Origin of the sequence: Flavobacterium lacus (assembly GCF_003268815.1) — a bacterium.
In the GTDB taxonomy this organism is placed as follows: domain Bacteria; phylum Bacteroidota; class Bacteroidia; order Flavobacteriales; family Flavobacteriaceae; genus Flavobacterium; species Flavobacterium lacus.
On the sequence record NZ_QLSV01000004.1, the window covers coordinates 1 to 14,606 of the forward strand.

Genomic DNA, 14,606 nt, shown 5'->3' on the forward strand with positions numbered 1-14,606 from the left:
AAACAAGTATGGATGATGATGAATCAACTCAATTGGGTACACCATCAAGTCCTTTGGTTTTAGTTGCGTATCCGAATCCGTTTAGCACATCGTTTATGTTACGGCCACTGGAAGGAGTTGACTCAAGTGTCACTTACCAAGTGTATGACATCACGGGTAAATTATTAGAGAGTAGAGCGGTTAACTCAAGTGAAATCGGCACTCATGCCATCGGAGAAAATTATCCATCGGGAATGTATTTGGTGATTGCCACTCAAGGCGATACGAGACAAACTTTTAAGATGATTAAGCGATAGGTATTGGTTTTTTTCGAGGGACTGAGGGGCTGAGGGACTGAGGTGCTGAGGGACTGAGGTGCTCAGGTTCTGAGGTTCTGAGGTTCTGAGGTACTAAGAAATTCAAAAACCGTCTCAATTTAGGTTGAGGCGGTTTTTTTTGGGCTGAGTTGCTGAGTTGCTGAGTGACTGAGTCGCTGAGGGGCTGAGTTGATGAGAAATTTAGAAACCGTTTCAATTTAGGTAGAGGCGGTTTTTTTGGGCTGAGTTGCTGAGTTGCTGAGTGACTGAGTCGCTGAGGGGCTGAGTTGATGAGAAATTTAGAAACCGTTTCAATTTAGGTTGAGGCGTTTTTTTTACGACGGAAAGCATTAGAATGATAGTTTTTAGTAACCAAAAAGAATGATATATTTTAAAAATGATATATTTTAAAAAAAATAAAATTAGCGATTGACTAAGTATCTCAATTTGATTTTAAAAAATTACAACCTGTTTTACAACCAAACTCATCGGAATCCTCCCCCTCGTTTAAGTTTCACTTTGTAGTTATTACATCGACCGCAATCTCTGCTTGATTGCCACATTAAAGAAAATTCATGTACACCTTGGTTTCCTCTAAATCTTGAAAGGTTGAAGTCATGTGAATATCCAAAAGTAAATTCGCCCATTTTAAGATACATAATCGGATTAATGGATGTCATTAATTGACTATTAGAACTCTTTCCTTCCGGATTGGTTGCTACTAGTGCTCCAATTCCAACTACTTCGGTCTCTAAAATTGCTCCCACATCCAAACGGTTATATTGCGATTGTCGCATGTAGTTTCCAGTTACTAATAAATTTGAACCTTCAGGAATAATTGATGAAGGTGAGTTGCTAATTTCAAAATAATAGCCCCCATGTATAGTGAAAAACATGTTTAAAGGAACATTCCCATTTTCACGAAAAGAAATATCCGGTCGATTTAAATGTCTTACTGACAATCCAAACCAAGCATCTTCACTATCAAAAGCAAAACCAGCAGTTACATCAAAAAAATTGATTTTATTGCTTAAATCTAAAATACCTGGATCTATACTGCTGGGACTTATAACTCCTGTATTATTATCAATTTGGTCTTCTAACACCAAGTTATTGAAATTAAAATCTTTTCTACCAAAACCACTTTCTACTCCAAATCGCAAACGCCAATCATAATTTAGTTCTATAATATAAGAACCTACTGCATTAAATTTGAAATAATTGTAGTTGGTAAACACCTCGTTATGATTTAAAACGGTAATACCTAACCCAATTTCATCCGTTACTAAATTATTGACATAAGCAAACTGAGTATCCATCTTTGTGTCACCGTTTGGCCATTGTCGTCTATGCATAATTCCTGAACTCCAGGTATTTGTTACTCCCGTAAAAGCAGGATTTAACGTTTCGGGTACTAAATTGAATTGAGTGAATACAGGGTCTTGTGCTTTTGCATGAAAAACAAACATCATTAAAAAGCTGACAATCAAGATTCGAATCATAATGGAATTATTTTAAAAGAACAAATGTTTGTTTATCTTGAATGATAAGACCGTAAAAAGTTTCAGCCGTAATAACAATATAATAATTACCATTTTCAGCATTTACATCTTTTATTTTTCCATTCCATCCTGTAAGCGAGTCACCTACTTCAGAATAGATTAGAGAACCCCACGAATCATAAACATCCATTCTGATATTTTTTAATCGTTTTGAAATGGGCAGAAATGTATCGTTTAAACCATCTGAATTAGGCGTAAAAGCTGTAGGAATAACTAATAAATAACCTTTTTCAACCAAAATAGAAACGGTCATCACATAAACACAGCCAAAAGGATATGTCACAGTCAGTGTAACGATATATTCTTTTTCAAGCAAATAAGTATGAATAGGATTTTCTTCGTTTGAAAATGTACCGTCGCCAAAATCCCAAATTATATTTAAATAATCACCTGTTGTATTGCTGTAAAATTGAATCGGATCATTTACAGAATAAATTCCGTAAGTTAAAAAACCAAATGATTCAATAGCAATACTCGGGTCTCCAATAACGAGATTGTCAACATTTACATTATAACTAATTGCACAACCTAAAGCATCGGTAACGGTTAAAATAACCATTCCATTTTCATCAGTTTGCATAATTTCATTATTTACTCCTGAAACTGTTCCACTAGACCACTCATAATTGTAAGGAGGAACTCCTCCAGATGCCTGAGGCACAAAATATTGAGTTACTTCTCTTGTATCGCAATCTGCATCGGTTTCCGTGTTCACATTTACTTCTAAAGGGTTAGGCCGGGTTAAAGCATACTGTCCTGTATTGGAACAACCATTTGCATCGGTTACAGTTACTACATAATTACCAGAGGTCAATCCGTTTAAATCTTCGGTAGTAGCTCCATTGGACCATAAATAATTAAAAGGAGGAGTTCCTCCAGCAACTATCAAATTAATTGCTCCACTAATTGCATTATCACAATCTAGAGGATTTGTGAGATTAGCAGATAAAACTAAAACCTGCGGTTCAATAATAATAAATGTTCTTACAATATAGCAGGGTGTTCCATCTGATATTGTAGCGGTGTAAGTTCCTGGACTTAGATTATTTCTGATTAAGCCTGCCGTACTACCATCACTCCATGTTAATGTAACAGGGGAAATACCACCAGTTAAATTAAGGTTAATACTACCATCACTTGCACCAAAGCACGATACATTTGAAACAATTGGATTAACCATAAAAACAGTAGCTTCGGGGATATTGATTGTTTCTATTCTAACACAACCTGAGGCATCCGTAACGGTAATAATATAATTTCCAGCGGAAAGGTTATTTTGACTTAAACTAGTTGACAAATTATTCCATGTAAACTGATAGCCCGGAACACCACCTGATAAAGTTACAGCTAGTGATGCATCATTCGCTCCATAGCAGCTGATTGGTGTTGTGGTGTAGGTAATAATAATCTCCGGAGATTGTGTGATAACAATGGTTAAAGCAACAGTACAGCCATTATTATCAGTAACTGTTAAATTATAATTACCTCCTGCGATGTTGAGAAGATTTTGATCTGTACTAGTAAATCCATTCGGCCCTTCCCATAAATAACTATAATCAAATATTCCTGTAGAAATTTCAATTGGAGTTCCTCCTACCACAGAAATGGTAATAGCTCCAGTAGCATCTCCAAAACATTCTACATTTACTTGACTCACTAAATCTACAATTAATAATGGCGGTTGTGTTATAGTAAATGTAGCAGATTTTGGCCCACAATTATTGGCATCAGTAACCGATACGACATAAGTACCTGGACTTAAATCTGCAATATCTTCTGTGTTTTCAAATGGATTGCCATCAAAAGTCCAAGTATAAAAGTAAGGTTCTGTTCCTCCAGTAATAGTTAAGTCTATACTTCCATTTACACTATTAAAACAAGAGATATCATTCTCACTGTCAATTATAATTACGATTTCATCCGGTTCAGTAATCGTGTAAGTGCTAGAAAAAGGACAACCCCCGGCATCTTCGACTGTTACGGTATAAATTCCTGGTTCTAAATTTGTTATACTCGTAGCTGTAGAAGTGAAACCATTCGGTCCTAACCAAGTAATTAAGTAGGGAGCTCCAATAGAAAAAGGAATACCTCCTGTTATATTTGTAATAATTGAGGCATTATTTATTCCAAAACAAGTGCTATTAGTTACCGTAGTGTTGGGGTTAATAGAAGGATGAACAGTTACAGTTACAGTAAATGCATCACCCTGACAAATACCAGAAGTAGGAATAACGGTGTATGTTGCTGTAGCCACAATTGAAGTTGTATTCACTAATTCCTGACTTATCTCACTTTGAGGTATATTTTGTTGCGAACCTCCAGTAATTGACCCTAATGGATTTATTACCGGATTAGACCAAATATAAGTAGTTCCAATTGGAATTACGTTTCCACCCGAATTTGTTGGAATTACTGTGAATGTACTTCCACTACAAATCGTTGTAATTTCTGGACTTACAACGGGTACTTGGTCAATACTAATTTCAACAACATCGGTCGTAATCATTTCACACCCTCCTGATAAAGTTGGAAAAGTAACTTCGCAATAATAATAAAATACACCGGCAAGTAGGACAGGTGGACTGTAAGAGTCATTTGTTGCCCCTTCTATTGCTGTTCCACCGATGTTAGAATTGACCGTATTTGAATACCACTGATAGATTGGAGTTCCCGTACCATTAATGAAAGTAAATGTTAATGCAGGAGTAGTCTGTCCCAAACAGATTGTATTTGATAAAAGCTGGCTATCGATGGCAGGTGATAAAATACTATTTATCTCTGCAACCTCGCTAGTAACCTCACAACCCGAATCATTTGGTTGGGTAATTATACAATAGTAGTATAATGTTCCGGCAATATCTGTAGACGGAGTATAAGAATCATTCGTTTCTCCTACTATTGCAGTGCCTGCTGTAGTTGAGTTGGTACTAGAAACATACCACTGATAATTGTACGTAGACCCAACACCTCCAGAAGCAATAACAGTTAAAACATTTACTATTGCATTTTGACATAAAGTTTGAGATGGTATCGGTTGAGAAAGAACAATAGGGTTGCTAACAATATTGATTTCTGCAACATTACTTGTAATTGCACCACATCCACTTCCTGAAAAGTTAATGATTACATAATAATAATAGCTTCCAGGAGTATCAAAAACAGGAGGAATGTATGACTCTTCTGTAGCTCCAGGAATTAATGTTCCTCCAGAATTGGAACTAGTAGTATTGGAATACCAATGATAAGACGGTGTTCCTGTACCGCCAGTAAAAGTAAAGCTTAATGGATTTAAAATAGTACCGCCCACACAAATAGATTGCGAAGGAGTTGGTTGAGTAGATATCGTTGGCAATGGATTAATTATTACTTCAGCTGTATTAGATAAAACGCTAGTACAACCACCCGAAGAGAAAGTAATCTCACAGTAGTAATATAAAGTACCTACTATTGTAGCAGGTGGACTATAAGATGAAGTAGTAGCACCTGTTATAACCATGCCACCAGTAGTGCTGTTAGCTGTGTTGCTAAACCATTGATAAGTTGGAGTTCCAGTTCCGTTTGTATAAGCTACGGTTAATAGCGTTGGTGTTCCATTTTCACAAACTGAACTAAGATTAGGTTGTATGGTCGCGGCAGGTTCAGGAACAATAATTATAGTACTTACTGCACTAATCACATTACATCCTGTGCCGCTTTGGGTAACCAAGCAGTAATAATATTGAGTGCCTAAAGTTGTAGTAAGAGGAGTAAATGTTGCGTTTGAAGCACCAGCAATAGGTGTTCCTCCCGAAGTGCTATTTGTTGTGTTGCTATACCATTGATAAGCAAATGTTCCTATACCACCAGAAACGGTAATCGTTAAATCAGTTGGTATACTACTTTGACAAATCGATTGTGTAGCTAAGGCTTGTGTGTCTAAAATAGGGTCAGCTACTACAACTACTTCCGCCGTATTCGAAGTAGTGCTACCACACCCATTACCACTAAGTGTTACAGTTGCATAGAAGTAATACGTTCCAGCAGAAGTAAAAGTAGCAGGTGTGTATGAACTATTAGTAGCACCCGTAATAAGAGTACCACCTGAATTGTTGTTAGCCGTGTTACTATACCATTGGTATGTTGCAGTTCCTTCACCACCCGTATAAGCTACAGAAAGTGATTCAATTGAACCGCCCACACAAATAGATTGTGTAGCAGTTGGTTGAGTGGAAATAATATGACTTGGAATGACAGTTATTATTACTGAATCCGTTTCAGCATTACAGGGTCCAGATGGATCATTTGTAGTTAATGTTAAAATAATTGTTCCTGAGAATCCTACAGGAGGTGAAAAGTTGCTTGTTAAATTATTTTGATCAGAAAACAAACCACCATTTGAAGAACTCCAAGTTCCTGTTGAAGCGGCACCTCCTACTATTCCGTTCAATTGGACACTTCCGTTTTGACATATAGGATTATATGAACCTGCTTCAGCTATTGCTTGTTCGTTAACGACAACTTGAAATGAAATTGCTTCTGTAGGACAAGGATCGTTTGGGTCTGAATAGGTTAAAGTAAAAGTTATAGTTCCAGTATAATTATTTGGAGGTGTATACGTTGGAGATAAAATCGTTTCATTTGGCGAAAATGTCCCACCTATAATTGATGCGGTCCAATTTATAGCTGCTGTTCCGTCAGAAATAGTGCCAATTAAAGGGATGTTTGTATTGAAGCATGTTGCACTTGGTCCCGATGCTGTCATTTGAACGGCAGGATTTACAATAATACTACTTGAAAATGTATTGCTTCCACATTCATTTGTTAGTGTAAGCGTGTAGTTATAGGTGCCAACTGAATCAAAAGTTATTGTTGGATTGGCAGCTGTTGTACTTGAAATTGATGATGGCGGAGTGCTACTGAAATCCCACAAATAGGAAACAGCTTGAGAAGCATAGCAATTAAAAACGATTGGATCTAAGGTTAAAGCATCGCCTTGACAAATGGTTTGTGGAGTTAAAGTAGTTACAGGTTTATCTTTAATAGTTATGGTCTGTATTTTTACATCAGGTTGACACAAAGTTCCGGCTACAGCATTTTGTAAAGATGTGGTTAGTTGTATGGTATAAACACCAGCACTTGTAAATGTAATTTCTGGCTCGGAAGATGATGCATTACCAGAAGAAAAACTCCAACCTGGAATCGAAGTATTTGGACAGTTTTCAGGATTAGTATGGGAAACTTGCCAGTTAAATATAGTATCGTTGTTACATCCCGGGAGGCTCGATAAATTTTCAATTTGAACATCGGTTGGGGAACAGCCTATTGGAGGATTTAAAGTAAAATCGGCAATCAATTCGGGGTTAACACAGATTGTTCGCGTTTCAGATGTAATACCGCAGGCATTGTTTCCAGATGTAAATAATGTTATGGAATATGTTCCAACAGTATTAAAAGTTATGTTTAAAGTGTTAGTGGCTGTTTGAGTCCAAACTGATGGATTGTTTGGAAATGTTCCATTAAAGCCTAAATTACCAACAACAGTAACAAAGGGATTTGGATTTATAACACCACTAGCACCAACTGTTAATAGACCTGAAGGACCATCAATTTGCCAGTAACGTTTATAGTTTTCTGTACAAGTAAACGAGGGACTACTACCAATGTTCGTGCCTGGTGTTGTGCTATCGGTAAATATAACAGAAGAATTTATACAAACTTGATTATTTGAAGGGTTTGCTGTAATTCCCGCTATTGGTTTAGATTGAATATTTACAGGTCCTATAGCACTTGAACTACTTCCGCAAGGGTTTGTTACTGTTACAGATGCTTGAAAAGAATTGGGGTAAATTGTTTGGTTAATATTGGAACTTGTTCCGCAAGAAATGGCATTAAAATTATGAGTTACAAAAAAGCCAGGACTAGTAATTTCTGAATGGGTAAATGTTTGTGGAGGTGAGTTGTCATTTACTTCAAAAGTATAAATAGTTCCAGCTGTATTTTGGGCTCCCGGAATAATTGTAAATTGAACAGTTCCAGGATTACATAAAACAGGAACACCGTAGTTAATGATAGTAGCGGTTGGATTTGCTCCCAAGAAAACATTATATATTTTGGTTGAACTACATCCCGATTCTAAGATAACAGTGTATGTTATTTGGTAAATTCCATTTGATGTATAGGGATGAAACTCATCCACTATATTGAGTCCACTAAAAATTGTATTTGCAGAACCATCACCCCAATTAATGATGTGTTGTGAGCCGTTACTGGTATTTGTTGAGCTAGTTGAGAACAAAAATAATCCTCCTGCATTACCATCAGCGCAATAATTAAAATAGGGTGTGTTGTTAAAATTTGTTATTACCCAACCAATATTAGGTACAACATCAATTACAGGAATAGTTGAATTTGAATTTAAAACCACCACACTGACACTACTACTTACTCCATTTATTGTTAATGTAGTGGTGTAGTTACCAGCAGTATTGTAGGTAATTGTATGTGGTCCAGCTATTGCAGAGGAGGTAGAGCTTCCCCCTTGAAAAGTCCAGCTATAGGTTGGGTTTGTGCCCATATCCGTTGAAGTGTCGGTGTATTTAATCGTTTGACCTCGACAAATAGTTACAGCTCCTCCTACTTCTGCAGGATTAGTAGTAAAACTAACAGCTAGTACATTTCTGTTTATGTCAATTTTATCATTTTCTATAATTGTTGCGTAAGATTTTATTGAGGGATTTAAAAAGACAAAAAAAATGAACAAAAAGGATAAACTTTTTTTTATCAATGGATATTTTAATTTATTACTTTTCATAACATATTTTTTATATATTTCTCTATAATTTTTTTTAAATACTTAATTTAAATACGTTAATTTTTATATAAATTACTTGTTGAGTTCAAACTGTATAATTTTTTATAATAACTGAAACTTTTGGGCTTTGAATATAAATTGCCGTATTGATAAAACGGATGAGATTGCTACCTGGTTTTTAAGGGTATAAAGCAAAAAGACGTTTAGAATTAATATTGAAAACAATATTTTTTTTGTTTACTAGTTGTTTTTTAATAAAATCTCAATTCGTTTTTCTGAAAATCGAGTATCATATTACCAATTTTTTTATATCCATAATAAAATAGTTTTTTCAATACTTTAATAGAGAAATTATTAAATTGGAATTTTGGTTTAAATTAGTATGTTAAATTAAGTTTCTTTTAAGAACAACATATGCTCCATGCCTTATTTTTAAAAAAAATGATTGAAAAGTTAAAACTATTATTTTGACTAATTACGGCGACAACTATTTTATTAATACCATCTAATTATCTGTATCAAAATGGCCAGGAAAAAAAGTAAAAAAAATCATTTCAATGTCCGTTAGAATAGTTCTTTTTTACTACACCAAACAGTAAAACTCACTTTATCAGACCAAATGAGTAAATCATTAAACTGTTTAGGGCTGCGGTGTTTGGTATATAGTGCTTGTTCCCTGCGTTATATAGGATAGGCATGGTCAGCAAGTCCGAGTCTAACGGTTAACAATAACCGATCAAAACCAACTAAATTGTAAAATGACTAGGTAAATTGTCAAGTGATTTTTGCTCGTCAGGGTGAACAAACACAAACCTTTAAGATGATTAAACGCTAAACAAGTTTTGATTAAAAAAAACTAAGATACGGTCTCAATTTAGGTTGAGGCGTTTTTTTTTGATGGTATTTTTCTGAGGTGCTGAGAGACTGAGGTATTGAGGTGCTGAGAAATTCAACAACCGTCTCAATTAAGGTTCATTCGGTTTTTTATTGAACGTAGGGTTCTTATCCAAATCAATTTTTAATTTTTACGTAAAATTTTTGTAGAAATACATTAGGTTACAGTTAAATTGCTCACTAAAAATTACCTTTAGGTCCATAATCGTTAAATGATTAAAATAGAAAGTAAAATTACAAAAAAGAGTGAACTTTGAACTATTACTTTTTAATTGTTTTAACAAGTTATTTGCTAACAACAAACAAGAAAATCTAGCGGCAAAATTAAGACAACCTGTACCACTTAATAAATGATGCTAAATGGACTATAGTTTATATTTTTTTTCAATTGGTTCATTTTTGTTTATTGGATTTGCTTTACATTTACTTTTCACAAAAAATGGAAATACTTATTTAAATAGGCTGCTTGCGGTGATTTTGTTATTCCGCGGATTAAAAATGTTATATTATATTTTTGTTGCAACAAACCAAAAATACTTTGTTTCCTTTTTTTTTAATTCTTTTGATCCTCTTTATTTTGCTTATCCTGCCTGTATTTATTTATATATTAGAGGATTCATCTATAATGAAAACCGGTTTAAAAAAAGCGATTGGTTTCATTTTATTCCTGTATTGTTTGCAATCATCAATATTATATCCTGGTACTTTTTGGACGCATCAACACGAGATGCTATAATTTTAGATGTAATAGCTAAAAAAACACTGTATATTGACGAAAATTATGGTTTTTTTTCCAATGCAATAACTTTTTTTTTGCGTAATCTTTTAATCATTCTTTATCTGATTTTTAGTTGGAAATTGTTTTTAAAATCGGAATTTATAAAAAATAGAAAAGAAAATATTATTTCATACAATTGGGTTTTATTTTTATTGATAATAATGAGTTTTACCAATTTTAATTTCTTTATTACAAGTATTGTAAACATTGCAAGTGGCGGAAAAAGTGATGCATTGTTGTTTTATAATTATATCATCATACTACTTTGTGCTATTATATTAGTGGTTATTATTTTTGTTTTTTACAATCCAAAAATCACCTACCGATATGTATTTGTTTCTAAAGAACCATTTCTACAAGAGCAGGTTTTTGTTGAAAGCACCGAGTTATTAATTCCTGATAATTTGGAAATCTCGGACGCTGTAGATAAAAAAAAGCGGATTTCAATCAACGATTTTGATATTGAAAATTATAAATCCAAAATTCTATTCTACATGACAGAAGAAAAGCCATATTTGCGTTCTGATTTTACTTTGAATGATTTGGCTCAACACATTGGTCTACCCTTACATCAGTGTTCACATTTTGTGAATTGTGAATTTGGTGAAAATTTTAGAGATTGGATTAATGGGTATAGAATTACTTTTTTTATTGAAGAATATCCTAAAAAATCAGCAAAAAATACTATTCTTTCCGTGGCATTAGATTGTGGTTTTAATAATAAGGTTACATTTTACAATTCTTTTAAGAAGATGAAGGGAGTTACACCAACGGAATATTTTAATTCGTAATTTTAGTAAACATTACTTGATTACAGTTTATTAAATAAACTATATTTTGTAATTCACTATTCAGGATTTTAAACACAGTATTGTTTTTTATTATTTTTTATGTTGTTTATGTCATATATTGAAAATAATAGCGGAGTTAAACTAAGTATTTGATGTTCTTTTATAAGATGTAATTGGTTGAACCGCCACTTTTCTAAAAATATAATTTTTGTAAATTAGAACCAACAGGATAAATCAGTTAATCTATTTTATCGTTTAACTTATATAATAGTTTTTCTTTTTTTAAACTTTTTTTATTTCTTTTTCTTTGTTCAGTAAAATTTTAAAATAAAAATTTATGAACCCAAAATTAATTTCAACTTTCATTAAATTTAATCATTATTATCCCCCTTTATTACTTTTTAAATTTTTTCTTCTATCAGTATTATTTAGTAATTACTGTTCTGGTCAATCATGGGAAAGTATTCCTTTAGCTCCGGGCCTAAACCAAATGGCTGCTTATCAATGTGTAGCCGGAGGGAATTATCTTTATGCCGGAGACCAATATGGCGATAATTTTTATCGATACGATGGAAGCACTTGGCAAAGTATTCCGTTAGCCCCTGGTCTAATTCAAATGGACGCTCAAAAATGTGTAGCCGGAGGGAACTATCTCTATGCCCAAGATCAATTTGGCGATAATTTTTACCGATTTGATGGTAGTTCCTGGCAAAGTATTCCATTGGCTCCGGGTTTAAATCAAATGAGTGCTTACCAATGTGTAGCCGGAGGGAATTATCTTTATGCCGGAGACCAATATGGCGATAATTTTTATCGATACGATGGAAGCTCTTGGCAAAGTATTCCGTTAGCCCCTGGTCTAATTCAAATGGACGCTCAAAAATGTGTAGCCGGAGGGAATTATCTCTATGCCCAAGATCAATTTGGCGATAATTTTTACCGATTTGATGGTAGTTCCTGGCAAAGTATTCCTTTGGCTCCGGGTCTTAATCAAATGGCTGCTTATCAATGTGTAGCCGGAGGAAACTACCTTTATGCCGGAGACCAATATGGTGATAATTTCTATCGTTATGATGGTGTTTCATGGCAAAGTATTCCTTTAGCTCCGGGTCTTAATCAAATGGACGCTCAAAAATGCGTAGCTGGTGGAAATACTCTCTATGCCCAAGATCAATTTGGAGATAATTTTTATAGATATAGTGAAGTGATAGTATTACCACCAACTGCTTTTGATCAAATCTTTTGTGCAGGAGTAGTAGTATCAGATTTAGTAGCTTCGGGTACAGATTTACAATGGTATGATGTTGCCACAGGAGGTGCTGCTCTAAATCTAAATACAACTTTAGTTGCAGGTAATTATTATGTTTCCCAGACTGTTTCTGGGGTTGAGAGTGAACGAACACTTATTGAAGTAACAATACTAACTCCAATCACATACTATGCTGACGCCGATGGCGATGGATATGGAAACGCCGCTATTTTACAACTATCTTGCATACAGCCTCCAGGTTATGTACTTAATAACGACGATTGCGACGACACGAACAACACGGTTTACCCCGGAGCTGCAGAAATCTGCTACGATGGTTTAGACAACGATTGTGATGGCACTATCGATAACGGTTGTACTCCAATTGTAACGGGTGTTCAGTCGTCACAATGTGGCATAACTTTAGCAGCAGTTGACAGTTATGTTACTGCGAATATTGTTTCTGGTGCGCAAGGGTATCGCTTTAGAGTAACCAATACGGCAACCAACGAAGTGCAGGCAATTGATCGATTTTTACGTCAATTCCGTATCACGCAATTAAGCAATTATGCGTTTAATACAACCTATGCGGTTGAAGTTTCTGTGCGTATCAACAATGTGTGGCAACCGTTTTACGGCACACCATGTACAATAACCACACCGGATACGACCACACAAATTCAAGCTTCGCAGTGCAATACAACAATGAACAATATCAATAATGCAATTTTTGCAAACATTGTTCCTTTTGCCACAGGGTATAGATTTAGAATTACCAATTCCTTGGATCCAACTGACGTTCAAACAAGTGATCGTGTGATTAGGGATTTAAGATTAAATACTTTACCAAACATCCAATACAACACGACGTATAATGTTGAGGTAGCGGTTAGAAATACAGATGGAACGTACTTGTCGTACGGATCGGTTTGTAACATTACTACCCCCTTATTCCCAACGATTGGCTTGCAAGATGCTCAGTGTGATGAATACCAAGTTACTTCAAACACAACAACTCTTTTTGCAGCGTCTTATCCAGGTGCCCAACAATACCGTTTCTTGTTAGAAAACGAGAGTCAGTCATACAGCCAAACGTTTGATAGACCCTTGCGAACAGTAACGTTGAATAATTTCACCGGTTTGTTACCGGGTACAACTTACACTGTTAGAGTAGCCATTCGTTTGAATGGAGTTTGGGGACCATATGGTAAATCGTGTACTATTATTACGCCAGGAGCCGGAAGACCGGATGAAGTAACCAGAATGGATGAAAATAATGTCAATGGATTCAAAGCCATTGCTATTCCAAACCCATTTGCCACAAGTTTTGGTATTGAGGTAAGCACATCCAACACAGAAACTGTTAGCTTGACCGTGTATGACATGGCCGGACGATTATTGGAAGTGAAAGAAGTAAAAGCACAAGATGCAACCAACTATCAAATTGGAGACCGTTATCCATCGGGTGTTTACAACGTGATTGTAACCCAAGGGGATGAGACGAGAACTTTGCGGGTGGTGAAGCAATAGAACAAAGGTGCTGAGGGACTGAGGTTCTAAGGTGCTGAGGTAATTCAAAAACCGTCTCAACTAAAATTGAGGCGGTTTTTTTACTCCACAATCAGCCATCCAATTAATTTTAGTATTTGATTGCAGCGTCTTTCGGTTCACTTCTGCACTGCTTATTAGTTATCGATATTTCTTATTGTTGGTTAGTTTATAAGCGATAAAATCAATATGTCAATCAATAATAGTATTTTCACGACTTGCAATTTTAATCTACTGAATTTTAAATTTTTTCCAATAAATACCTTTACATTAACCTATGAAAAAATTATCCACAGTTACATTTATCTTATGGTCTTTCGTCGGAACTCTTTATATATTTGATTTGCTAATTTGAAAGGAAGTCCGTAAGTAAAAATATTTATTACAGGTGTATACATTAGATACTATTTATAGATTAGAAGCACTAAGCAATAATCTAAACAACTCTTCTGCTTCAACATTTCCAGCTCCCATTTCTTTAAATATTTGTTTGTTAGGCAAATTATCTTTAACTGCTTCAGCAAAATCCTTCTTTACAAAACATTTTTGATGATATGTATTTTAATAAAGCGATAAAAATCAAACTGAAATATGAATCAAAATTCATTTTTAGTTGAAGTTAATTGATCTAAATTTTGTCGCAATTATTTGCCATTTCTGGGACAAAGTGTGTGCTATTTCATTTGCGATTTACTACA

Annotated in this window: 5 protein-coding genes; 3 read left to right on the top strand and 2 right to left on the bottom strand. The window is 34.8% G+C overall.

Annotated features, from left to right (window positions below; all coding sequences use genetic code 11):
• The coding region (locus tag B0I10_RS04610; RefSeq protein ID WP_146740309.1) for a T9SS type A sorting domain-containing protein at positions 1-296 on the top strand (296 nt) is incomplete at its 5' end.
• Between the two features lie 485 nt (positions 297-781).
• On the opposite strand, the gene B0I10_RS04615 is transcribed toward B0I10_RS04610, so the two are convergent.
• Together B0I10_RS04615 and B0I10_RS04620 are read right to left on the bottom strand one after the other, a co-directional pair.
• Complete coding sequence (locus tag B0I10_RS04615) at positions 782-1,798, bottom strand: PorP/SprF family type IX secretion system membrane protein (protein ID WP_112085336.1); 1,017 nt, start codon at positions 1,796-1,798, stop codon at positions 782-784.
• Between the two features lie 7 nt (positions 1,799-1,805).
• The gene (locus B0I10_RS04620; protein WP_112085337.1) at positions 1,806-8,648 is read right to left on the bottom strand and encodes a PKD domain-containing protein; all 6,843 of its coding nucleotides are present in this window, start codon (positions 8,646-8,648) and stop codon (positions 1,806-1,808) included.
• A gap of 1,392 nt (positions 8,649-10,040) precedes the next feature.
• Between B0I10_RS04620 and B0I10_RS04625 the strand changes: the two genes are divergently transcribed.
• Together B0I10_RS04625 and B0I10_RS04630 are read left to right on the top strand one after the other, a co-directional pair.
• The gene (locus B0I10_RS04625) at positions 10,041-11,111 is read left to right on the top strand and encodes a helix-turn-helix domain-containing protein (protein WP_181456893.1); all 1,071 of its coding nucleotides are present in this window, start codon (positions 10,041-10,043) and stop codon (positions 11,109-11,111) included.
• 337 nt (positions 11,112-11,448) lie between these two features.
• Positions 11,449-13,890, top strand: a complete 2,442-nt coding sequence (locus tag B0I10_RS04630; protein ID WP_112085339.1) for a MopE-related protein — start codon at positions 11,449-11,451, stop codon at positions 13,888-13,890.
• The last annotated feature ends 716 nt before the right edge of the window (positions 13,891-14,606 follow it).

Excerpts from the sequence above, each read along its gene's own strand:
- B0I10_RS04615 (WP_112085336.1), bottom strand. The coding sequence starts at position 1,798 with ATGATTCGAATCTTGATTGTCAGCTTTTTAATGATGTTTGTTTTTCAT.
- B0I10_RS04620 (WP_112085337.1), bottom strand. The coding sequence starts at position 8,648 with ATGAAAAGTAATAAATTAAAATATCCATTGATAAAAAAAAGTTTATCC.
- B0I10_RS04625 (WP_181456893.1), top strand. The coding sequence starts at position 10,041 with ATGTTATATTATATTTTTGTTGCAACAAACCAAAAATACTTTGTTTCC.
- B0I10_RS04630 (WP_112085339.1), top strand. The coding sequence starts at position 11,449 with ATGAACCCAAAATTAATTTCAACTTTCATTAAATTTAATCATTATTAT.